General features: G+C 69.3%; 18 protein-coding genes. 12 read left to right on the forward strand and 6 right to left on the reverse strand.

The window, feature by feature from the left end; all coding sequences use genetic code 11:
- Positions 1-155: 155 nt before the first annotated feature.
- The 5 genes from tnpA to NKI68_RS07495 all read left to right on the forward strand — a co-directional run bounded on the left by tnpA (position 156) and on the right by NKI68_RS07495 (position 7,264).
- Complete coding sequence (gene tnpA, locus NKI68_RS07475) at positions 156-569, forward strand: IS200/IS605 family transposase (protein WP_254546499.1); 414 nt, start codon at positions 156-158, stop codon at positions 567-569.
- Positions 497-1,885, forward strand: a complete 1,389-nt coding sequence (locus NKI68_RS07480; RefSeq protein ID WP_254546500.1) for an RNA-guided endonuclease InsQ/TnpB family protein — start codon at positions 497-499, stop codon at positions 1,883-1,885. The genes tnpA and NKI68_RS07480 overlap by 73 nt, the downstream gene beginning before the upstream one ends.
- A 31-nt stretch (positions 1,886-1,916) precedes the next feature.
- Positions 1,917-4,847, forward strand: coding sequence for an FtsX-like permease family protein (locus NKI68_RS07485; RefSeq protein WP_254546093.1), 2,931 nt, complete (start codon positions 1,917-1,919; stop codon positions 4,845-4,847).
- Between the two features lie 64 nt (positions 4,848-4,911).
- A complete protein-coding gene (locus NKI68_RS07490; protein ID WP_254546094.1) occupies positions 4,912-6,549 on the forward strand; it encodes a hypothetical protein in 1,638 nt (545 codons plus the stop codon).
- A gap of 16 nt (positions 6,550-6,565) precedes the next feature.
- Positions 6,566-7,264, forward strand: coding sequence for an ABC transporter ATP-binding protein (locus tag NKI68_RS07495; RefSeq protein ID WP_254546095.1), 699 nt, complete (start codon positions 6,566-6,568; stop codon positions 7,262-7,264).
- On the opposite strand, the gene NKI68_RS07500 is transcribed toward NKI68_RS07495, so the two are convergent.
- Positions 7,221-7,778: a metal-dependent hydrolase gene (locus tag NKI68_RS07500; protein ID WP_254546096.1), complete on the reverse strand. Its 558-nt coding sequence runs from the start codon at positions 7,776-7,778 to the stop codon at positions 7,221-7,223. The two genes, NKI68_RS07495 and NKI68_RS07500, sit on opposite strands and share 44 nt — an antisense overlap.
- A gap of 141 nt (positions 7,779-7,919) precedes the next feature.
- On the opposite strand from NKI68_RS07500, the gene NKI68_RS07505 reads away from it, so the two are divergent.
- The 3 genes from NKI68_RS07505 (at position 7,920) to NKI68_RS07515 (ending at position 10,345) form a co-directional block, all read left to right on the forward strand.
- Complete coding sequence (locus NKI68_RS07505; RefSeq protein ID WP_254546097.1) at positions 7,920-8,195, forward strand: DUF8044 family membrane protein; 276 nt, start codon at positions 7,920-7,922, stop codon at positions 8,193-8,195.
- Positions 8,195-9,262 carry a DUF4350 domain-containing protein gene (locus NKI68_RS07510; protein WP_254546098.1) on the forward strand — a complete coding sequence of 356 codons (1,068 nt, stop codon included), beginning with the start codon at positions 8,195-8,197 and terminating at the stop codon, positions 9,260-9,262. Before NKI68_RS07505 ends, NKI68_RS07510 begins: the two co-directional genes overlap by 1 nt.
- Before the next feature lie 72 nt (positions 9,263-9,334).
- On the forward strand, positions 9,335-10,345 hold the full coding sequence (locus NKI68_RS07515; RefSeq protein WP_254546099.1) for an AAA family ATPase: 1,011 nt from the start codon (positions 9,335-9,337) through the stop codon (positions 10,343-10,345).
- Positions 10,346-10,425: 80 nt separating this feature from the next.
- On the opposite strand, the gene NKI68_RS07520 is transcribed toward NKI68_RS07515, so the two are convergent.
- From NKI68_RS07520 to NKI68_RS07530, 3 genes are read right to left on the reverse strand one after another with little or no spacing between them, the layout of a single operon-like run.
- Positions 10,426-11,475 carry a DUF7982 domain-containing protein gene (locus NKI68_RS07520; protein ID WP_254546100.1) on the reverse strand — a complete coding sequence of 350 codons (1,050 nt, stop codon included), beginning with the start codon at positions 11,473-11,475 and terminating at the stop codon, positions 10,426-10,428.
- Complete coding sequence (locus NKI68_RS07525) at positions 11,472-11,933, reverse strand: DUF8163 family membrane protein (protein WP_254546101.1); 462 nt, start codon at positions 11,931-11,933, stop codon at positions 11,472-11,474. The genes NKI68_RS07520 and NKI68_RS07525 overlap by 4 nt, the downstream gene beginning before the upstream one ends.
- On the reverse strand, positions 11,926-13,335 hold the full coding sequence (locus NKI68_RS07530; protein ID WP_254546102.1) for a DUF58 domain-containing protein: 1,410 nt from the start codon (positions 13,333-13,335) through the stop codon (positions 11,926-11,928). The genes NKI68_RS07525 and NKI68_RS07530 overlap by 8 nt, the downstream gene beginning before the upstream one ends.
- Before the next feature lie 87 nt (positions 13,336-13,422).
- Here NKI68_RS07530 and NKI68_RS07535 point away from each other — a divergent pair, with 87 nt between their 5' ends.
- From NKI68_RS07535 to NKI68_RS07545, 3 genes are all read left to right on the forward strand, one after another.
- The gene (locus NKI68_RS07535; RefSeq protein WP_254546103.1) at positions 13,423-15,468 is read left to right on the forward strand and encodes a DUF4129 domain-containing protein; all 2,046 of its coding nucleotides are present in this window, start codon (positions 13,423-13,425) and stop codon (positions 15,466-15,468) included.
- 40 nt (positions 15,469-15,508) lie between these two features.
- Complete coding sequence (locus tag NKI68_RS07540; RefSeq protein WP_254546104.1) at positions 15,509-16,480, forward strand: DUF1616 domain-containing protein; 972 nt, start codon at positions 15,509-15,511, stop codon at positions 16,478-16,480.
- Between the two features lie 115 nt (positions 16,481-16,595).
- Positions 16,596-17,648, forward strand: a complete 1,053-nt coding sequence (locus NKI68_RS07545; protein ID WP_438267812.1) for a glycosyltransferase family 2 protein — start codon at positions 16,596-16,598, stop codon at positions 17,646-17,648.
- A gap of 318 nt (positions 17,649-17,966) precedes the next feature.
- Here the strand turns inward: NKI68_RS07545 and NKI68_RS07550 are convergent, their stop codons facing one another.
- On the reverse strand, positions 17,967-19,427 hold the full coding sequence (locus NKI68_RS07550; protein ID WP_254546106.1) for a hypothetical protein: 1,461 nt from the start codon (positions 19,425-19,427) through the stop codon (positions 17,967-17,969).
- Between the two features lie 55 nt (positions 19,428-19,482).
- Positions 19,483-20,367, reverse strand: coding sequence for an IS1595 family transposase (locus NKI68_RS07555; RefSeq protein ID WP_254545389.1), 885 nt, complete (start codon positions 20,365-20,367; stop codon positions 19,483-19,485).
- 129 nt (positions 20,368-20,496) lie between these two features.
- Here NKI68_RS07555 and NKI68_RS07560 point away from each other — a divergent pair, with 129 nt between their 5' ends.
- Positions 20,497-22,902 carry a DUF4350 domain-containing protein gene (locus tag NKI68_RS07560; protein WP_254546107.1) on the forward strand — a complete coding sequence of 802 codons (2,406 nt, stop codon included), beginning with the start codon at positions 20,497-20,499 and terminating at the stop codon, positions 22,900-22,902.
- The last annotated feature ends 72 nt before the right edge of the window (positions 22,903-22,974 follow it).

Here is a 22,974-nt window from a genome sequence, read left to right on the forward strand (position 1 = left end):
GGAGGACCGGGTCGCGTGAGACTTGATCGAGCGGAACCCCACCCGTTCACGGGTGGGTCCGAGCGGACAACGCGGCCACAACTGCCGACGGTGGCCCGGCCGGGGTCTGAATGGATACGATACACGTACCGGTGTGGCTCATCTATATACAGTCGATGCCTCGCGGGTACAGCAAAGAGCGGACCTCGGTCCACCGCTTGCACTACTACTTCATCTGGTGTCCGAAGTACCGCAAATCGGTACTCACTGGCGAGGCAAAGGACCGACTCGAAGCACTCATCGGAGAGAAAGCCGACGAACTCGACTCGGAGATACTGGCACTCGCGGTTCGTCCCGACCACGTACACCTGTTCATCGAGGGCAACCCGAAGCTCGCCCCAAACAAAATCATGCAACAGGTCAAAGGCCACTCCTCGCGCCGGATGCGAGAGGAGTTCGACTTCGGCCTTCCGTCACTGTGGACGCGGAGCTACTTCGTGTCCTCCGCTGGCGATGTATCGGACGAAACCGTCGAAGCGTATATCGAAGCCCAAACAGGACAGCGAAGCGTTCCAACACGTTCGACGTAGCACCCCGTTCGCCACGGGACGAAGAGCTACTTCACCGCGTGTTGGACGCTTCGGCCTGCCTGTGGAACGAACTCACCTACGAGTGCCGGCAACGGTTCTTCGGCGAACTCGATGGGAGTGTGTGGGACGCCCCGCGTGTCCACGACCACTACAAGGGCGTCCTCGGTTCGGTTGCCGCGAAGGAGATGAAGCGAAAGAACGACGAAGCGTGGCGGTCGTTCTTCGCGGCCAAAGAGAAGGGCGAACCCGCCGGCCCACCGGGGTACTGGGGCAACGAAGAGGAGGGACGCGACCTCCGCTGGTACGGTCGGTGCGACCAGTACACGCTGGAACTCGGCGACCGTTCCCGCCTCGAAATCCCGGTTGGGTCCGACCTCAAGGAGGAGTACGGCCTCGGCCACACCGAGCGTCTGCGCCTCGAAGTGCGCGGGCGTCCCAAGTGGGACGGCAAGCCCGGTCGGTTGGAACTGTACTACGACGAGTTGGAGGGCCGATTCAGAGCCATTCAGCCTGTCACTACGGACAATTCTCGACAGGATTCACCACTGGCGGACGAAACCGCCGCTCTGGATATCGGTGCGAACAACATCGTCGCCTGTACGACCACAACCGGCCAGCAGTATCTCTACGAGGGGCGCGACCTCTTCGAACGGTTCCGCGAGACGACCCGCCGAATCGCCGAACAGCAATCGACGGTCAAACGCGAGGAGGGCCGGTACACGTCGAAGCGAATCCGACGGTTGTACCGCCGCCGGACGCGCCGACGCGACCACGCCATGGACGCGCTTGCCCGCGACCTCTTCGAGCGACTGTACGAGGAGGGCGTCGCCACCGTGTATGTCGGCGACCTCACCGACGTGCTGGAAACGCACTGGTCGGTGCGGGCGAATCGGAAGACGCACAACTTCTGGGCGTTCCGGGCGTTCATCGACCGGCTCGCCTGCACCGCCGAGGAGTACGGCATCACCGTCGAAGTCCGCCCCGAAGCGTGGACCAGCCAGACGTGTCCGCAGTGCGGTTCGACAGACCGAACGACACGGCATCAGGACACGCTCACCTGTTCGTGTGGCTTCGAGGGGCACGCGGACCTCACGGCGTCGGAGACGTTCCTCCGACGTCATCGGAATTCGGAGATTTCCGATTGGCAAACGAGACACGGAGTGTCTCGTCAACGCCACGAAGCAGACGACAGAGTACCACGGCCGATGGCACGGCCCGTGTGCCTCAAGTGGGACGACCACCGTTGGTCGGCGTCACCACGCGCTCACCGTCCCAACGAGGAGCACACAGACCAGAGTATCCGACGATCGGCGTAGGAGAAAGTTGCCTCCGTGGGGGGTGGCGCTAATGCCAGACCCCCAACGCGAGGAATCCCACGGCTTCGGCCGTGTGGAGGATGTCAACTACCGTCGTGTGCTGGTGACGCGCTGGTCGCGGCGCGACCGGCTCACCGTCGCCGTCGTCGCCGTGACGGCGGCGTTCCTCGTGGGGACGATCGTGCTCCTCACGGGGGTGAGTTCCCAGACCGTCGCGCTCGCGGATCAGCACGGGTCGAGCCTCGTCGCGGAGTGGGACGGGTCGGCCGACGACGCGGTCGTCCTCCGGTTCGCCGACGCGCGCCTCGGTAGCGGCGAGCGCGTCACGGTGGTCGGCGTCCCCCGGGGGGCCGACGTGGAGGGGTTGCCCGCGCCGCCGCCCGACGGCGCGCGGGGACCGACCCCCGCCGTGACCGAGCGGCGGATCGCGGGCGAGGAGCGGACCCTGACGCTCACGGTCCGCCCGCGGCAGGGTCGGACGATCCTCTCGCCGCGGTGGTACGTCACCGACGTCGAGACGGCGGAGCGGCTGGGCGTGACCCGGACCCTCGCCGTCCACCCCGACGACGGGGGCGTCCCGACCGACGGCGTCCCGCTCCGGGGCGCGCTCGCGTTCTTCGTCGTCGGTGCCCGACAGCTCCTCGCGCCGCTCTCGGTCGCCGCCGCCGGCGGCGCGGTCATCGTCGGCGTCCTCGTTCACAGCGTCACCCGGATGTCCGTCCGGGATCGGCGCGACGACCTCCACGCGCTGTACGCGACCGGCGCGTCGCCCGACAGCCTCGCGCGCCTGTTCGCGCTCCGCGCCGGGCTGCTCGCCGCCGTCGGGGGCGCGCTCGGCTACGCGGTCGGCGTCGTCGTCCCCCACGCGATCGTCAACGCCGCCGTCGCGATGGGGTACCCGGTCGCGCTCGACCTGGCGATCGGCCCGCTCGCGGCGCTCCTCGTCGCGGGGCTGTTGGCGGCGATCGCCCTCGTCGGAACGGCCGTCGGCTACCTCGCCGCGCGGTCCGTCCTGCGGGGGACGCTCCGGGAGCGCGAGGGGACGGGGCTCGCGGGGCGGTTGCCCGACGCGATCGAGCCGACGGTGCTCTCGCCGCGCGCGTTCGTCCCGACGGCCGCCTCGCTCACCGTCTTCGTCGTCTTCGTCGTCCTCGTCGGGACGATCGGGGGGACGGTCACCGCCGTCGGCGCGACGGGCGGGACGATCACCGAACCCGGCGCGATCCACCCCGTCGCGAGCCAGCTCGACCAGCGCTACGCGACGACGCTCCGCGAGAACGGGATCGAGGCGAGCCCCGAGGTCCTCCTGTTCGCGATGATCGACGGCCGGCCGGTGTTCGGCCGGGGCGTGAACTTCACCGCCTTCTCGCGGCTCTCGGACGGGCGACTGGTCCGCGGTGAGCCGCCGAGCGGGCCGGGCGAGGCGGTCGTCGGCGAGGCGCTCGCCGAGCGCCTCGGCGTGCGCGTCGGCGAGTCGATCCTCCTCGGGGGGAGCACCGCCACGGGCGTGACGACCGTCACGGTGTCGGGGATCTACGAGGGGGACGGAATCGCCGACGATCAGCTGTACGTCTCGCTGGAGACCGCCCGGTACCTGCGCGACCTCCCCGCCGGGACGGTCAACCTCATCCGCGTCGGGTCGGATCCGACCGCCGCCCTCGATCGCGGCGGGGGCGTGGTCGTCCTCGACGTGGGAACGCCGGAGCGGGTGGCGGCGAACGGGACGATCCCGGTGACCCTCTCGGTCCGGAACCTCGGGAGCGAGTCGGCGACGCGCGCGGTGACCGTCCGCGCCGGACCCGTCGGCCGAACGACGACGGTGACGTTGTCGCCCGGCGAGCGCACGACGGCCCGGACGACGCTCCCCGCCCCGCCGCCGGGGACGTGGAACGTCACGGCCGGCGAGCGCCGGTCGCGGGTCGCCGTCGTCGAGGCCGACGCCCCCCGCTTCGCAGGCGTACCGGAGCGCGTCCCACCCGGCTCGACGTTCTCGGTCGGCGTCCGCAGGGGCGTCTCCTCGCGGCCGGCGAACGCCACCGTCTCGCTCGGCGGGAACCGGACGACGACCGGCGCGGACGGGACCGCGATCCTCCGCGCGCCGAACCGGGAGGGGCGGTATCGCCTCGTCGCGCGTGCCGGGGGGGAGCGCACGGTGCGTCCCGTGACGGTCGACGCGAACGCGACTCGGGACCTCCTCGCGTCGCTTCGCCTCCCCGACTCGGTCGGCGTGGGGCGGTCCGCGACGGCGCGGGTCGCCCTCGTCAACCCCTGGGGCGAGCCGCTGTCGCGCACGGTGCGCGTCGTCGGTCCCGGCGGGACGCGGACGCGCGAGGTGCGACTCGGCCCCCACGAGCGGACGACGCTCTCTGTGCCCCTCTCCCGCCGGCCGCCGGGGACCTACGAGGTCGGCGTCGCGATCGACGGCCGGGGAGCCGTCGCGGAGGAACGCTACGCCGTCACCGGCGACCGTCGGCTGACGGGCGCGCTGGTGAGCAGCGGGTACAGCGCGGGGGCGGCCGCCGGCGGGATCGTCGAGCGGAGCTTCGGCAACCTGTGGGCCGTCCTCGGCGCGATCGTCGCCCAGGGCGCGTTCATGTCCGTCGGGAGTACGGCCGCGGCCTTCGCCGGGGCCGTCCACGCCCGCCGGCGGTCGATCGGCGTCCACCGGGCGACGGGGATGGCCCCGCGCCGCCTGTTCGCGCTGGCGATGCGCGACGCGCTCGTGCTCGCCCTGCCGGCGAGCCTGCTCGCGGTGGGGCTGGGGACGGCCGCGGTGATCGCGGCGACCGAGGCGGGCGCGCTGACGGCTTTCGGCGTCGCGTTCTCGGTCGCCGCGAACCCGGTGGTGCTGGGCGCGACGGCCGGCGCGGCGCTGGCGCTGGCGCTCGGGAGCGCCGCCGGCGTCGTCCTCCGGTTCGCGTCAGAGTCGCCCGCCGACCTGCTGCGGGGGGAGCGACGATGAGGAGAGATCGACGATGAAGGGAGATCGATGACGATGAGGAGAGATCGACAATGAGGGGAGATCGATGACGACGAGCGGGGAGCGACGGGGGAGCGACCGGTTACTCGTCGTCGCCGTGTTGACGCTTGCCGTCGCCGTGCGACTGCTGCCGCTCGCGTTCAGCCCGCTCCCGTTCAACCCCGACGGGTTCGCCTTCGCCGGAAAGGCCCGCGCGATCCTCGCGGCGAACCAGCTCACACCCGGCGGGGGCGCGCTCGACCTCGCGCCCGACGAGTACCTGTTCACCGCGCTGCTCGCCGCCCTGTCGTCGGTCACGGGGGTCCCGCCGCGCTTCGTCGCGCAGGCGCAGGTCGCCGTCGTCGCGGCGGTGCCGCCGCTCGTCGCGGTCGCGCTCGCTCGCGACCTCGCCGGGGCGCGGGGGCTGTCGGTCCCGACGCGGCGCGTGGCGGCCGCGGCGGCCGGCTGCGGACTGGCCGTCGAGGGGCTCTACCTCTGGCGGACGACGACGGTGAGCAGCGAGGTGCAGGGGCTGTCGTTCGTCGCCCTGCTCGGGCTGGCGCTCTATCGGGGGGTCGTCCGTTCGTCGCGGCGGTGGACCGCCGTCGCGGTCGCCCTCCTCGCGCTGCTCCCGTTCACCCACAACCTGAGCACGACCGTCGCGGGACTCGTGCTCACCGTCTACCTGGCGACCGCCGCGGCCCGCAGACCCCGACTGACCCTCCCCGGGACCGCCCTCGTGATCGGGTTCTGGGTCTACGCGTTCGGGTACTACCGGCTTGCGGGCCTGCGGGAGATCGGTCGGTTCACCTCGTCGCCCGGGCTGTCGCTCGCGTGGGTCGTCCTGATCGTCGCGCTCGCGTACTGGCTGACGACGACCAGCCCGCGGGTCCAGCGGGGCGTTCCGAACGGCCTCCTGTTCGCCGGCCTCGGCGTGTTCGCCGTCAACGCCGTCGTGCCGATCTACCCGGGGTCGGTCTCGACCGACCCGCTCATGCTCGCGCTCATGCTCCCGCTGGTCGCCGTCGCCGCGATGGCGGCCTGGGCGCTTCCCCAGGCCGCGAGGGCCGCGGAGCGTCCCGTCCTCGCCCTGACGCTTGCCCCGGTCGCGGTCATCGGCATCGGGCTGACCGCGGGACTGACCGTCGACTACCAGGGGATGGTCACGCGCTCGCAGACGTTCATGCACCTCGGCGTGCTCGTGCTCGCCGGGGTGTTCGTCGCGCGCGTCGTCGGGAACCGCCGGCGCGCGGTCCGCGTCGCCGTCGCCGCGCTGTTCGTCGTCTCCCTCGTCGCCACGGTGCCGTTTCCCTACACCGAGCACCGGACGAAGCCGTACCAGGCGATCACCTACCCGCCGGAGTTCGAGGCGGCGACGTTCGCCGCCGAGCGCGTGCCCCACCGGTGGGCCGGCGACGACCACGTCGTGAGCGTCGCGGTCAAGTACACGGGGGCGGAGGCGACCGACCTGGCGGTCGCCGAGTGGCTGGGCGGCGACGCCCCGCCACCGACGTGCGCGGTGGTCGCCCAGCGGTCGTGGACCACGGTCGGCGCGCAGTCGTTCCCGCGGATGCTCCGGATGGAGGAGCGGGCCTACGAGCGCTGGCTCGCCCGCGAGGACGTCGTCTACGCCGTCAGCGGTCCCGACCCCCTCCACGTCGTGGCCGGACGGGAGGGCTGCGAGCCGATGCCTTTAGCACCGTAACCGCGGAGGGGTAACCGTGGTCGAACCCATCATCCGCGCGACCGACCTCGTCGTCAGACGCGGCGGGACGGCGGTGCTCGACGGGCTGTCGCTGTCGGTTCCGCCCGACGCGTCGCTGCTCGTCCAGGGCAGGAGCGGGTCGGGCAAGTCGACCCTGTTCGACGTGCTCGGCCTCCTCTCGCCCCCCGACGGGGGGTCGGTCGTCGTCGGGGGGACCGACGTGTCCGCGGCGGGCGAGTCGGAGCGCGCGCGACTGCGGCGCGAGGTCGTCGGGTTCGTCTTCCAGAACTTCCAGCTGCTCGACGACCTCACGGCCCGGGAGAACGCGCGCGTCCCGCAGGAACACGCCGGGGCGGTGGACGAGGCGTGGCTCGACGAGCTGTTCGCGGACCTCGGCATCGAGGGGGTCACAGACCAGTACCCGCCGTCGCTCAGCGGCGGGGAGAAACAGCGCGTCGCGCTCGCGCGGGCGCTGGCGAACCGCCCGGCCGTCGTCCTGGCCGACGAGCCGACGGGTCAGCTGGACCCGGAGACGACCGAGACGGTCCTCGACCTGTTGCTCCGGACCCGCGAACGGCTCGGCACCGCGCTCGTCGTCATCAGCCACGACCCGCAGTTCGCCCACCGGTTCGACCGGACGCTCGTCCTGGAGGGCGGCGCGCTCTCCCCGGTTAGCGGTTCGACGCCGCCCCGCGAGCGCGACGCGCGGCGGTGAGGAGGCGATCCCAGCCCGGGTGTCCGTCCCGCACCCACGCGAGGGCGGCCAGTCCCGTCAGTGCGAGTTCGACGGCGAGCGTCGGCGACGAACCGAGGTTCGCGAGGTGCGCGGCGAAGCTCGGTTCGGTCGAGTAGGTCGGGAGGGGCAACAGCGGCCAGACGAGGAACGTCAGTTCGTGGAGGTCGCCCCGGACCAGCGGGAAGACGCTGTCGCCGAGGAGGTGCGCCGCGTAGCCGAACAGGAGCGCCCCGGCCGCGCGACGGCGGTCGAGGAGTCGTCCGACCGCGAGGACGACGGCCACGAGCGGGAGGAGGAACAGGACGGAGTGGGCGAGCGACCGCCCGGCCGGAAGCACCGCGACCGTCCACGCGAGCGGCTTGTCGACGAGGTCCGGCAGCTGCGTCCCGAGGGCGAGCGCGACGACGGCGATGGCGTCGACCGTCCGGCCCCTCCATCGGGCGTAGACGTGATAACAGAGGTACCCGAGCGCGAGGTGTCCCCACGGCCACATTCGTCCCGACCTGCGTCCCGGAGCCGTATAGGCGGTGCGGTCGTCGCCGGCGTGCGCGCGCCCGCCCCCCGACGGGTCGATCGCGCCCCGGATCGACCCGACGGTCGATAGATTCGTATTCGATGCGCCTGAGGAAAAGATATGGCTACGGCTCGGCGGATGCGGTTCGTCACGGGGCACCTCGCGTGGACCCTCGGCGTCATCGTGGTCCTCGCGGCGCTCGGCTCGCTGGCGCTCGATCTCGTGTTCGTCCTCTCGTATCTCGGGTTCCTCGCGCTCATCGAGGTGACCGCGCCGGTCGACGTGTCGGTCGCGTGGCGGCGTCGACTGCGCTGGTTCGTCGGACTCGGCCTCGTCGCGTTCGCCTACCTGGTGGTCAGGCGGGTGCTCTCGCTCCTCCCCGGAGGGGTCGTCTGATGGACGTGGACGTGGATCCGCCGCGGGCCGGTCTCGCCGTGTTCGCCCTGCTCGTCGTCGCCGGCGTCGGCGTCGCGGCGGGCACCTCGGGCGCGTCGTTCGGGCTGTACAACTTCGGGTGGGACGGCGCGAGCGAGCTACGCGCGCTCTCCGAGGACGCCGACGCCCGTCCCGTCGTCGTCAGATCCACGGCGGCGTACGAGCGCCTGCCCGCCAACGGCACCCTCGCGATCGTGCTCTCGCCCGACGAGGGGTACGCGGCGAACGAGAGCGCGCGGCTCCGGGAGTTCGTGAGGCGCGGCGGAACGCTCGTGGTCGCGGAGGACTTCGGCGCGCACGGGAACGAACTGCTCGCCGCGGTCGGGGCGAGCAGCCGCGTCGACGGACGACTGCTCCGCGACGAGCGGCACAACTACCGATCGCCGGCGCTCCCGGTCGCGACGAACGTCGAGAACGTCTCTGCGGCCGGCACGAAGAACCTCACGCTCAACTACGGCACCGCGGTCCGCCCGAACGGGGCGAACGTGCTCGTCTCCAGTTCGGGCTACGCCTACCTCGACGCGGACGGGGACGCCAGGCCCGATCCGGGCGAGCCGATGGAGAGCCACCCCGTCGTGACGAGCGAACGCCTCGGCGAGGGGCGCGTCGTCGTGGTGAGCGACGCGAGCGCGCTGATCAACGCGATGCTCGACCGGCCGGGCAACCGCGCGTTCGTCGCGTCGCTCGTCTCGGGTCACGAGCGCGTCGTGCTCGACTACTCGCACTCCGAGCGGTTCCCGCCGCTGGCCGTCGCGGTCCTCGCGCTCCGCGAGTCGGCGATCCTCCAGGTCGTCCTCGGGACGCTCCTCGTCGGACTCGTCGGGGCGTGGGCGCGGTGGCCGACGCTCCGGGGACGCGGGGTGGTCGCCGAACTCCGCGCGCGAGCGACCGGCGAGCGGTACGACCCGCCGGAGATCGGACTGCGCCGCGAGGAGGTAGTCGCGTACCTCGCGCGGGAGCACCCCGAGTGGGACGAGCGACGCGTCGAGCGCGTCGCGAGCGCCGTGGTCGACCGTCGCCGGGGGTGACTGTCGCGTTCCGTGACGATCCCGATCTCGGCCATACAATACTTAAGTGAATCAGAAGAGTACAGGAAACGAATGACGTCACGCGAACCCGCGGAGTTCTACTCGGCGCTCAAGTCGGAGGTCGAGACCGTCCTCGTCGGTAACACGGACATCGTGGAGGGGCTCACGATCGCGCTGCTCACCCGCGGGCACGTGCTGCTCGAGGGCGTCCCGGGCGTCGCGAAGACGACGATGGCGACGCTCTTCGCCCGCGCGAGCGGACTGGAGTCGGGGCGGATCCAGATGACGCCCGACGTCCTCCCCGCCGACATCACCGGGACGCACATCTACCGGGAGAAGACGGGCGAGTTCGAACTCCACCGCGGTCCCGTCTTCACGAACGTCCTCATCGCCGACGAGATCAACCGCGCGACGCCGAAGTCCCAGAGCGCGCTCCTCGAGGCGATGCAGGAGCGAAGCGTGACGATCGAGGGCGAGACGCTCTCGCTGCCGAATCCGTTCCTCGTGGTGGCGACGCAGAACCCCATCGAGATGGTGGGGACGTTCGAACTCCCGGAGGCCCAGCGCGACCGCTTCCAGCAGCGGCTCGTCGTCTCGCTCCCCGACCGCGAGGACGAGCGGCGGATCGTCGACGCGTTCGACGAGCGGCCGACGCTCGGGCCGGACGCGGTCGAGGCCGTCGCGACCCCCGACGAACTCCGGGCGTACCGCGAACGGCTCGACGAGGTGCACGTCGAATCGTCCGTGAAGGAGTACATCCTCGATCTGGTCGCCGCCAGCCGCGACCACCCGGACGTCAGACACGGGACCTCCCCGCGCGCGTCGCTCGCGCTGCTCAACACCTCGAAGGCCAGGGCGATGCTTCACGGTCGACCGTACGTCATCCCGGACGACGTGAAGGAACTGGCCCACCAGGTGATCACCCACCGGCTGATCCTCGACACCGACGCGGAACTCAGCGACACGTCGCCGGAAGCCGTCGTCGACGACCTCCTCGAGCGGGTCGACCCGCCGGGGAGCGTCGCGCTCGACCGCCGGAACGGACTCGGGGTGGGGGAACCGGTCGCCGAATCTCGGGAGTGAGGGCGGAGGCGAGAACGCGCGGGGCGCGACGGAACGTCGGAGCGACGAGGGGACGAGGGGACGGGGGACGGGCGGACGGCTCAGTTCGCGCGGTCGTCCCGCGTCGACTCGCCGGCGCTCGTCGGGCCCCGCTCCCTCGCCGTCTCGCCGTCGACCGCCGCCCCGCTCCCGTCGCTCCCCTCGTCCCCTCCCCCTCCTTCGCTTCCGTCGCCTCCTTCCCGCCGTCCGCTTCCGTCGCCTCCGTCGCCCCCTTCGACCGTCCACGAGCAGACGACGAGCGCGTCGTAGCGCTCGTCGTCCGGTTCGACGACCGAGAGCGTGACGGGTCGGCCGAGCGCGCGCGCCAGGCCGACCGCGACGAACGAGGCGATCGGGTTGTCGAAGCCGTCGACGGGGGCGTAGGCGGGCCCGGCGACGCCGACGCTGACCCGCCCGTGGCTCGCGTCCGTCTCCGCGTCCGCGCGTTCGACGAGTTCGAACTGCTCGACGAGCGCCGAGGCGAGCCTCGCGGCGACGGCGGCCGGTTCCGCGGGCGCGTCGTCGGTGTCCTCGAACAGTTCCGCCAGCCGCCGGCCCGTCGGCGTCAGCGCGAGGCCCCGCTCGCGCTCGCGCCGCGGGAGGACGAACGTCGCGTCGAGGTCCTCGTCCGCGGGGACCTCGTACCGCTCGCGCTGCGGGACGAACAGCGTGACGCCGTCCTCCCGCGGGACGTAGACGCGCTCGTCGGCGAGTTCCAGTTCGCCGACGATCCGGCCCCCGTTGTCGGCCAGCGCTCCGTAGACCGCCTCCCCGACCCGCGCGGGGACGAACCGCTCGGGCGTGAGGAAGTACGTGAGGACGCCCGCGAAGACGCCGGTCCCCCCGAGCGCGAACATGACCGTCCGCACGCCGGGGAAGAGCCACCCGGCGAGGAGCGCGAGCGCCCCCAGCGCGCCGAAGCCGGCGGCGGTCTGCCGGTACCGCGTCCGCATGGCGTCCCGGTAGACGGCGCGCAGTCGGCGGTTCTCGGCCGCGAGGAGTTCGACCTGCGCGGCGAGTTCGGCCGCGTTCCGCCCGTCGCCCCTATCCTCGCCCTCGCTCCCGTCCTCGCGGTCGCCGCGAGCGGCCGTGGCGCGCCCGTCGGCGCTCACGCGTCCACCTCCACGAGGCCGAGTCGGACGAGTTCGTACCGGTAGAGCGCGTAGGCGGCGAGCGCGACGACGAGGGCGAGTCCGCCGGCGACCCGCCAGAGGTCGAACCGGACCGAGAGCGCCGGGAGGACCGCCGCGCCCAGCGCGAGCGCGGCGAACGCGCCCAGCGCGACCGACGGTGCCGACGCGTCGCGCAACTCGCCGGCGACCGTCGCCGCCAGACCGAGGGTCACGAGCGCGGCCGCCGCCGGCGACGGGGCCGGGGCGGGGAGGATCGCACCGGCGACGACCGAGCCGAGCGCGGCCGCGCCGAACGGCGTGACGAGCCAGCACGCGGCGAGCGCGACGCCCGCGAACAGCCCGACCGGTCCCGCGTACCAGAGGCCGTAGGCGGTCGCGCCGACGCCCGCCAGGCCGAGCGCCGACCACCGATCGAGCGGGGGGAGCGCGTCACGCATCGCTCGCCCTCCGCAGTCCCGTCCCGGCGGAGAGGACGGCGTCCACGCGATCGCCGGGCGCGACCTCGAACGCGCTGACGTCGTGTAGCCCGGCGAGTTCGCGGCGGAAGCGTTCGAAGGCGACGTACTCCCGGTGGGTCGCGTCGAGTTGCGCCATCGTCCGCCGCTCGAACAGGACGGTCGGGGCGAGGATCACGACCACCTCGATGCCGCCGCCGACGAGCGCGCGCACGGCGTCGATGACGGCCGCCCTGTCGGTGTCGTCGGTGAAGACGAACACCCGCCCGCTCGCGAGCCGCGACCGGATCGTCTGCGCCGCGGCGACCAGCGGTCGGTCCGCCGTCTCGACGGTTCCGGCCGCGTCGAGGTACGCCTCGACGGTTCGACCGAACGCGCCGTCGAGGACGGGGACGCGGCGCACGGACAGCGGTCGGACGCCGACGGCGCTCGCGGACGAGTCGATCGCCGCGGCGAGTTCGTCGAGTCGGCGTTCGACCGTCTCGGCGTAGTCGCGACTCGTCCCGGGCGAGAGGCGCGATGTGATCCCCCGGTCGTCGACCGTGTAGCAGCCGATCGGGTCGTCGGCGCGCGCGGCGTACTCGACGACGCTGCTCGCGACCGCCCGGAGGTAGTCGAGCTTCGTCTCGCCGGTGAGCCCCTCGCCCGTCGACGAGCCGTGATCGACCAGGAGGACGGTCGTGAGGGTGGTCTCGCTCTCGAACTCCCGGACCTGTAGCTCGTGGAGGCGGGCCGTCGACTTCCAGTCGATCCGGCGGGCCGCGTCGCCGGGCACGTAGTCGCGGACGCTCACCGGCTCCGTGCCGGCGGTCGATCGAACGCCCGGGTGTTCGCCGTAGGCGACGCCGATGGTACTGCCGCCCCGGCCGACGCGTACCTCCGACGGGGTCCGCGCCGAGACGTCGACCGTGACCGCCTCGCCGGCGGCGAACGACGTTCGGAACAGGCCGGCGGGGTCGGTCGCGGTGATCGTCGGCGGGTCGAACGTCGCCCGTCCGGCGACGGGAAACTCGGCCTCGAACGCCGTCTCGGCCCGGGTCGAACCGGCGGGCAGTCGCGCGACCCGTTCCGGACCGGCGTCGACCGTGACCGGCGGGGTGGCGGAGACCCGCGCGTCGAGGCGGCTCGGCCGATCGGCGGTCGCGACGAGCGAGACCTCCGCGGACGCCTCGGTCGCGACCTCCCGCCGGCCGATCGACTGCTCGACGTCGAGGCGGTCGTCGAACCGGCCGACGGCGACGGCGAACGAGAGCTGCTGGGCGAGCACCCACGCGCCGACCAGTCCGCCCCCGACGAGCGGCCAGACGCGACCCGAAACGACGGCGAACGCCGCGAGGACGGCGGCGAGCGCGACGGTCGCCCAGTACCGACGGGTGAACTCCATACCAGTACCATTCCTCACCGCTGTTTGAATCTACTGGTCGGTATTGGGAATAAAATACATCTACCAGGAGCGCGGACGGTTCGAGTAGTGACTCGATTGACGCTCGCGTGCTGTGCGTTACTCGTCCTCGCCGCGGTGGCCGGTGCCGTCGGTCCGGGGACGGCGGCCGGTTCGTTGCAGGAGCAGGGGGAAGACGGGACGAACGGGACGGCACAGCCGACGCGACACGAGAATCCGAACAGCGCTAACGGGGAGGGCGACATGGCCCAGGTGGAACGGTGGCTCGTCCAGTCGCTGGCCGACCGGCTCGGGAAGAGCGCGGTTCGGCTCGAGTCGGGGGAGTACGACGCGGCGCGACGGCTCCTCGGCGACGAGTACGAGAGCCAGCTCGGTCGGCTCGTCGAGGTCAGCGGCGAGACGAACACGACGCGCACGTACGAGCGGACCCGGAAGAACCAGCGCGAGGTCGTCCGCGGCGCGTCGCGCTACGACAGGACGCTCGAACGGTACCGAGAGGCGCGCGAGGCGGGGAACGAGACGCGCGCTCGGCGGCTGGCTCGCGACCTCCAACGGATCAGCCGCAACGTAAACCGGAACGCGGTGCAGACGACCGAGGGGTACGATCGGCTCGGTTCGCTGACCGGACGGAACTTCACGAACGCGACGCGGGCGACGACGGCCGTCGCCGAGAACATCTCCCAGCGACAGGCGGAGATCCGGGAGGCGTCGTTCGTGCAGACGGACCTGGCCACCATCGCCGAGGGCGAGGACGTGTCGTTCGTCGACCCGCTCACGATCCGCGGCGAACTCTCGATGGAGAACGAGACGGTCGTGGCCGACCGGGAGATCGCCCTCCGGATCGGAAACCGGACCTACGAGACGACGACCGACGGCGAGGGGGAGTTCGCCGTCGAGTACCGCCCCACGCTGTTGCCCGCCAACGCGAGCAACGTGACCGTCGAGTTCCTGCCCCGGCGGGGGTCGCCGTACTTCAACTCCACGGACTCGCTTCCGGTCTCCGTCGAGCAGGTCGAGCCGAACGTCGCCGTCGAGCGCTCGCCGAAGAACGCCTCGTTCGGCACGCCCGTCACCGTCTCCGGGCGCGTCACCGCCGCCGACCGCGGCGTCCGCGTCCCCGTGGCGATCCGGATCGCGAACGAGACGATCGCGCGGGGGATGCCGTCCGACGACGGGCGCTTCGCGGTGACGGTCCCCCTGCCGGCGTCGGTCCCGGCGGGGAACCAGTCGGTCGTCGCCGTGACGCCGCTTCGCGGTCGGGCCATCGCGAGCGCCGCGGCGAACGCGACGCTCTCGGTCGCCTCGACGCCGACGAGGCTGGCCCTCAACGGGACGCAGGTCAACGAGAGCGCGATCGCCGTCGACGGGCGACTGACGACCGACGACGGCCGTCCCGTCGTGAACCGGTCGGTCGAACTCGCGCTCAACGGGACCGTGGCCACGACGGTCCGGACCGACGAGAACGGGACGTTCGAGACGACGGTCCCGATCCCGGAGTCCCGACGCGACGACGCGACGCTCCTCGTCGGGGCGGCCTACGGCGGCGGCGGGACCAGCCTGGAGGCGGCGCGGGCGAAAGCGCGCGTCGAACTGGCCACCGCCGGCGAGTCGCTGCTCGGGACCGCGGCGCTCGCGCTGGGTGCGCTGCTGCTACTCGCGCTCGCGCTCGGCGGCTGGTACCTCCATCGCCGCGACGAGGAGACCGAAGAGGAGGTGCTCTGGACCGACGAGTCGTCGGACGAGAGCGACGGGACCGTCGACGAACCGACCGCGGCGACTGAGGGGTCTGAGCACTCGCTCGACCGCGCCCGCGAGTTGATCGAGCGCGGCGAGACGAACTCGGGCGTCGTCACGGCGTACCTCGCGGTGAGAGAACGCCTCTCCCGGCGCGGAGACGTAGACCGGGGGCGCACGCACTGGGAGTTCTACGCCGAGAACGTCGAGAACGTCTCGGCAGACGAGGCCGACTCGTTGCAGGACCTCACCCGGGCGTACGAGCGGGCGGCGTTCGCCCCGGGCCGACTCCCGGAGTCGCTCGCACGACGCGTGGTCGACGCCGCCGGCCGCTTCGACGGGTCGGACGACGAACCGACCGAGGGGACGACCGCCGACTGAACGGCACGGGTTTTTATCCAATGAATACGAGTAGGATCCAATGAATCCACGGCTACTCGTTCCGCGCCCCGTGCGCGAGTTACCGGCGGACCTCGCCGCGGTGGTCGCGCTGACGCTGCTCGCCGACGTCGCCGCCGTCGCGCCGGTCGTGAGCGAGACCCCGATTCGCGTCCTCCTGGGGCTGGCGTTCGTGTTGTTCGTGCCCGGATACGCCGTCGTCGCCGCGCTCTTCCCGGAGCGCGGGGGAGAGAAGGCAGACGGGGGCGGGATCTCCGGCGTCGAGCGGGTCGCGCTGTCGATCGGAACGAGCGTGGCAGTCGTCCCGCTGCTCGCGCTCGTCCTGAACTTCACGCCGTTCGGGATCCGACTGGTACCGATACTCGTCGTCCTGAGCGTCGTCACGCTCGCGGCGGCGGCGGTCGCGGCGCGACGGCGGCGACGGCTGCCGCCCGACGAGCGCCTCGTCGTCCCGTACCGGCGCTGGTGGGGCGCGATCGGCGACGGCGTCCTGCGGGCGGACACGCGAACCGATCGGGTGCTCAACGTCGTGCTCGTGGTGAGCGTGCTCGTCGCGATGTCGGGCGTGACCTACGCGTTCGTGACGCCCAACGACAGCGAGCAGTTCTCGGAGTTCTACCTCCTGACGGAGACCCGGGACGGGAAGCTGGTCGCCGACGACTACGCGACGAACCTCACGCGGGGCGAACGGGGGACGGTCGTGGTCGGCCTGGAGAACCACGAACACGAGCGCACGACGTACACGGTCGTCGTGAAACTCCAGCGTCTCGAAGGCGGCGGAAACGACACGACCGTCGTCGGCGAGCGACGGATCGACCGGTTCGAGGTGACCCTCGAACACAACGGGACGGCGCGACGGAACGTCACGTACGCCCCGAGGGAGCCGGGACGGTACCGGGCCGTCTTCCTCCTCTACCGTGGAGAGCCGCCACAGGACCCCTCGATCGATAACGCGTACCTGGAGACGCACCTGTGGCTCAACGTGACGCGCTGACCGTACCATCCATGATCGTTCGTTACTTAGCTAAGCATACAAAAGCGTTATATTACATTGGTCGAATTAGAAAATAAATGGATCAGACAGCTGGTACGGTACGAGCGGCGGGTGAATCGTCGTGGTAGCCCTTAGCACGCAATCGGCCTTCCTGTTGCTGGTCGCCACTGCCGTCCTCGTCTGGGGAGTCGCGCGCTACCGTCGACGGTTCGTGAAGGTTGACCTCTACATCGCTCTCGCGATCGCCGTCGGCGTCTTCATGGTCGGCTTCTTCCCGACGGTGTACGACGCCATCGGCGTGCTGCTCGACATCGAGAACCGCGTCATCACGATCCTGCTCGTCGCCAACCTCGGATTCATCGCCTTCTGCCTGTACCTGCTCGGCACGCTTCGGGAGACGCGGGTGAAGCTCGGGGACCTCACGCGGAACCTCTCGATCGATCAGGCGTCGACCCACCAGACGGCGTACCCCGACGGTGGCGATCAGTCGACGATCCACGTGGTCATCCCCGCCTACAACGAGGAGAAGAGCATCCGCGGCGTCATCGAATCGCTGCCCGAGTCGCTGCTCGATCACCTCGTCGTCCCCGTCGTCGTCTCGGACGGCTCGGCGGACGCGACGGCGGAGCGCGCGCGCATCGAGGGCACGATGGTCGTCGAACACCCGGTCAATCAGGGGCAGGGCGGCGCGTTGAAGACGGGGTTCGAACTCGCCCAGCAGGCCGGCGCGGACATCGTCGTCACGATGGACGGCGACGGGCAGCACCCCGCCGAGGAACTCGAACGGCTCGTCCGCCCCATCGTCGAGGGCGAGGCGGACTACGTGATGGGATCGCGCCGGCGGGGGGCGGACAACTCCGGCAACGGCGCGACGCGTCGCGCCGGGATCCGGGCGTTCACCGTCCTCATCAACTCCCTGACCGACGCGAGCATCACGGACTGCACGAACGGGTTCCGCGCGATCCGCGGCTCCGAACTCGACCGGCTCACCCTGACCGAAGAGCGCTTCAGCGCGCCGGAACTCATCATCGAGGCCCGGAAGAACGGACTGCGCATCCAGGAGGTCCCGATCACCGTCGAGGAGCGCCAGGCGGGCGAGACGAAGAAGCCGAGCCTCGGATACGCGGTCGGGCTGACGCGGACGATCCTGACGACCTGGCTGCGGTGATTGGATGGCCTCACCTTGCCGTCTCTGGTCGGGATTGGGTTTCTTAGACGGTCGACTCCGACACCTCGTTTTTCGCCCTCGTTACGATCAATTTACAGCTAGTGGTCGTTATTGATACGCTGGTAGTACGTTCAAGAGAGATGCCGGGACGGAGGAAGTTACGTATCGACTATCCAGACGGTGTGACTTCGCAAACTGGAGCATACCGTACTTCACGCCGATGTCGAAGCAGTTTCACGCAGAAACCGTGGAGTCACCATCTCTCGTAGAGTATCGCCAGCGGCGGGTTGATCACGGACATATTCAATTATCCAATCCTCAATTGGGTCGTCGGAAAAGCGTATAGCCATCGTTCGCATATATTCGATGGTATCGAGCGTTCAGAACCCGCTCTGGGTTCCAGAGCAACTCCCAAGATCCAGTATCGGTTCGATAGACATCGATTGTTCGGCGAACGGCGATATACCGCCGATTTTGTTCCAGAAGAGTGGCATTCACGTAGCCAGTCGTAATCGGGGTATACTTTCCTTCGTCGTGTCCGGCGACGATTGCAGGTGGAGATGATTCGACGGCCGCATAGTAATCGAGGCTGATGTTTCCATCGACGTACTGATAACCGGCGAGTTTTCCAGCGACTTCTTCAGAGGTGAGATACTGTCGAGGACGATCGGGAAAATCGGGAGCAGCCACGGGAGTAATAATCTGTGAGGTCACCATGACTAGGAGAGATACGTACAGCGCCAATCGCGTGAGTGCAGTAGAAAAGCGGCGAGCAGACACCTGAGAGTTATAAGATATCGTGAGCAATTTAGGGAGTCCGAGAGCAACGAGGGCGACTAGGAGGAACTCCCCTTGAAAGAGAGCGCGGGCAGGATTGATAGCTCCCATGAACAGTCCAACCGCGACTAACGCGACGGTTGTACTTGACGCGGCGAGGAGATACTGAACTGTCAAAGTGTCTCGGTCGTAAATATAGACAAGAACCCAGCCGAGTCCCGCGGAGATCAGGAGCGTGATGAAGCTAAAGAGATTAGATATGATTCGCATAGCGTACGGCATCGAGTGGACTGCAGCCGTTGGAATCCCACCAACGTCAATCATTTCAAGCGATTTACCAGATAGAAGGATGAATAGCCTGAAGGCGAACCTAGCGGCATAATCAGTGGCGAAGGTCCATTGAACTGCGAGCAAACTTCCGGTAAACAATAGGACGTACGTCATCCGCTTGAGTTGAAGTCGGTACGTGATATTGGAGCGAGAGAAGAACTGGAAACGGCCGATTAGATGTATGATAAACATGAAACATATTGTAAAGAAAAACGAAAATACAGATAATTTGTGAGTGTATGATAACGCTGTAGAGAATAACACAATCAGGAGTGCAAACTGCCAGGACCAATTGTCGAGGTACCTGAGAACGGCGACGGTTATCCCCCCCCAATAGACGACCGACAGCGTCTGAGCGATAGGTGCGTACGACCACGTCGTGGAGAAGGTCGCGACGGCGATCAATAGAGCAGCAAGTATCGCCATACGCCGCGGAATGAGAGTGCCAAGCAGTCGATTGACGATGATGGCCGTGGAAAGCGGCAACACCACTCCGATCAGAACGGGGAACACACCGATAGCAGCCGGCGCATTAAGCCCAGTGATCAAACCGACGCTCGCAGTAAAAGCGAAGAACAGCGGCGCTTCGGAGTAAAATCCGAGATCAAGCACGCTTATACTCTGGCTATCAATCACCGCCTGTACACCCCGTGCGAACAGATCAGGATCCATCCCAATCAGGCTAGCAGGGAAACCAAAGACGCTCATCCGTAGCACATTGTTGATTTCACAGCGTCGCTCGAACAGCGTGTTTGAGAGCGTCTCGACCGGGTTTCCGAAACAGTTCCCGACGTAGTTGGAACGCTCTGAGATACTGCGTCAACTTGTCTTTCGAGACGCCTCGATGGGGCGAGAGCCACCGTCGCGTCAGCGACGCGTGGCTCTCGCAGGTGTTGACGTGAACTTCCTCATCGGCGTATTCGCCGTCGCCGTGGACGACGTATTCGCGGTCGAATGCGTCGTCGTCTTCGAGCGGTTCGTACGCTCGAAAGCCGTCGGTATAGACCGTGAGCGACTCCTCTTTGCGGTCAGCAAGGAGGAGTCGAATCGTCGATTCGTCGGCGGCTTTCGCTGGAATCACGTACCGCTGTCCGGTCCCGCGATCAGCGATTATGAACACGGGTGGCTTGTCGCCATCGTACGAACCTCGCCCGCGCGTGGACAGGCCACGCGAGCGCGACTCCTGGTCGCGCTCGCGGCCTTTCTTCCCCGCGTTGACGTACACTTCGTCGATTTCAACCGGACCAACGAGATCGAGGGAAGGCGCATCGAGCGCTCTGGCGAAGCGCTCGATGCGCCGGTGCATCGTCTTGTGTGTTACCTCGATTTCGCACTGTAGTTGGCGGAGACTGGTGTTAAACCGGAGAAACGCGTAGATCGAGAACAACCACCGGCGGAGCGCGATCTTCGAGTGAGCAAAGATTGTGCCCGTCTTGTCGTTGAACGTGCGGTCACAATTCTTACAGAGATACCGCTGAAACTCTCTGTAGCTGCCGTTTCTGACCGTTCGGTCAGAACGGCAGCGAGGACAGGTAACACCGTCACGCCAGCGAACCTGCGCCAACAGGTCCGCTGCGACCGATTCCGACCCAAACACATCTAGCGGAATCATTCGTGTCGGGCACCGCTGACGCGGTGCCCTTGTCCTCTTCGACTCCGCAGCGACCGCTCTGCAGTATCAACAATCTCCTACGCAAGAGCGATACTAAATTTTATATCGTATTGCTTCGCGACGTGGGTCGTGCAACGACGGACGTTCCTGACGACGGTTGCGGTGACGGCGGCCAGCTCGACGATCGCGGAGGGGTTCGACGGCGCGCTCGGCCACGCCCGGGCCGCGTCGACCATCTCGCCGCTCGTGTTCGGCTCGACCGCGAGCCTGCTGGACGCGAACTACGACCCGCTCACCGACGACGCGCTGATCGCGGTGTGGGCCGAGTCGACCGCGACGAACGGCGACTCCGACGGCGACGGGTACGGCGTCGCCTACCCCGACGGGACCGCGATCCCGCTCGCGGCGGCGGACGGCGACGTGGTGGGCTTCGGCTCGATGCTGGTCGAGGACGGCACCGACTGGCAGGCCGGCAACGAGGAGTTCCTGCTCAACGTCTGGGACGCCCACGCGGGCGGCGGGACCGTCCTCTGGGACGAGGGACACGGCCAGTACTACACGCGCTCGAAGTTCGGCGAGTTCGTCGCCTACGCCGAGGAGAACGGCTACGCCGTCGCCGCGACGACGACGCTCGCCGACGACCTCCCCGGCGCGAGCGCGGCGGTCGTCACCTCCCCGAGCACCGCGTTCACGGAGGGCGAACTCCGGTCGCTCGCGGACTTCGTCGCGGACGGCGGCGCGCTGTTCCTGCACGACCAGAGCGACTACGGGAACTACGACGAGACGGCGAACCTGAACGACGTCCCCGGGTACCTCGGCCTCGGCTTCCGGTTCAACGACGACGAGGTGACCGACCGGACGAACAACGGCGGCGCGGACTACCGGCCCGAGACGGACGAGTTCAACGCGTCGTTCCCCTACTTCGCCGACCGTGAAGGGCTCGGTCTCGACCCCTCGAAGACCTACACGGTCCCCGTCACCGACGTCGTCGACGGCGACACGGTCGACGTCGACCTGGACGGGACGACCGAGTCGGTCCGGATGCTCGGCATCGACACGCCGGAGAAGGCCTCGAACAGCCAGTACGAGCGCCCCGAGGAGTGGGAGGGGATCGAGGACGCGACCTACCTCGAGTCGTACGGGGCGAGTGCGACCGACTACGCGACGGCGCGACTCGCGGGCGAGACCGTGGACGTCTCCTTCGACGAGAACGAACCGGTCCGCGACGAGTACGGTCGCCTGCTCGCGTACGTCCGCTACGACGCCGACGGCGACGGCGCGCGCGACCGGCTCTACAACCGAGAGATCCTCGCGGACGGCTACGCCCGCGTCTACGGCTCCGGATTCTCGCGCCACGACGAGTTCTGGGCCGAGGAGGACGACGCGCGCAACGCGAAGCGCGCCGTCTGGACGGAGAGCGACCCCGCGAACTCGACTGAGATACGCAACCGCGCGGTGGACGACCTGTTCTTCCCGCCGACGGCGACGGTCCGCACGGCGACCGGCGGCGTCGACCCCTCGCGCGTCCCCGTCTTCGCGGAGTCGACCGCCGCGCAGGACCTCGACGGCGGACACGAGTACGCGGGTGACCTCCCGCTCGTCGCGCTCGACGAGGCCGCCAACGTCGCCGTCTTCGGCGGCCCGCTGATCGACGAGTCCTACGAGGAGGCCGAGGGGTTCTCGACGGACACGAGCGGCTACGAGAACTTCGTCTTCCTCTCGAACGTGATCGACCACCTCACCGACCGTACCGGGGACGTGCTCGTCGACGGCGGACACGGGCAGTTCGCCGCCGACTTCGCCCTCTCGAACGAGGACGCCGCCTACTACCAGCGGTACCTCGAGGGCGTCGGGATCGGGTTCGAACAGCTCAACGATCTCACGAACGCCCGACTGGGCGACGCCCGGGCGCTCCTCGTCACCGCCCCGACCGACGCGCTCTCGGCGGCGGAACTGGACGCGATCGCCGCCTTCGCCGCGAACGGCGGGGCGGTCGTCCTCCTCGGCAGCGGCCGGGCGACCGCCGCCGCGCGCGACAACCTCGACGCCGTCGCCGAGGCCCTCGACACCGATCTGCGGGTGAACGCCGACGTCGTCCGCGACTCGACGAACAACGTCGGCGGCGACGCCGCGATCCCCGCGACGTCGAACTTCGACACGTCCTTCCCGCTGTTCGACGCCTACGGGTCGGGCGGCGGGACGACGGGCGGAAAGCTCGCCGTCGCGGAGATCCACGCGGACGCCGCCGGGAACGACTGGGAGAACCTCGACGACGAGTACGTCGTCTTCGAGAACGTCGGGGACGCGGCGCTCGCGCTCGCCGACTGGCGGGTGACGGACGAGGTGGACAAGACGTACACGTTCCCGGCGTTCACGCTCGACGCGGGCGCGACGGTCACGCTTCACACCGGATCGGGGACGGACACCGGGACCGACCTCTACTGGGGCTACGGCGCTCCCGTCTGGAACAACGGCGGCGACACGGTGTCCGTCTACGACGACGCCGGGACGCTCGTCCTGAAGGAATCGTACTGAGACCGGACCGTCGATCGGTCAGCCGTCGGCAGGCCGACGGTCGGCCTGCGGTTCGCAATCGGCCGGTAGTCG

The organism is Halomarina pelagica, assembly GCF_024228315.1.
Classification (GTDB): domain Archaea; phylum Halobacteriota; class Halobacteria; order Halobacteriales; family Haloarculaceae; genus Halomarina; species Halomarina pelagica.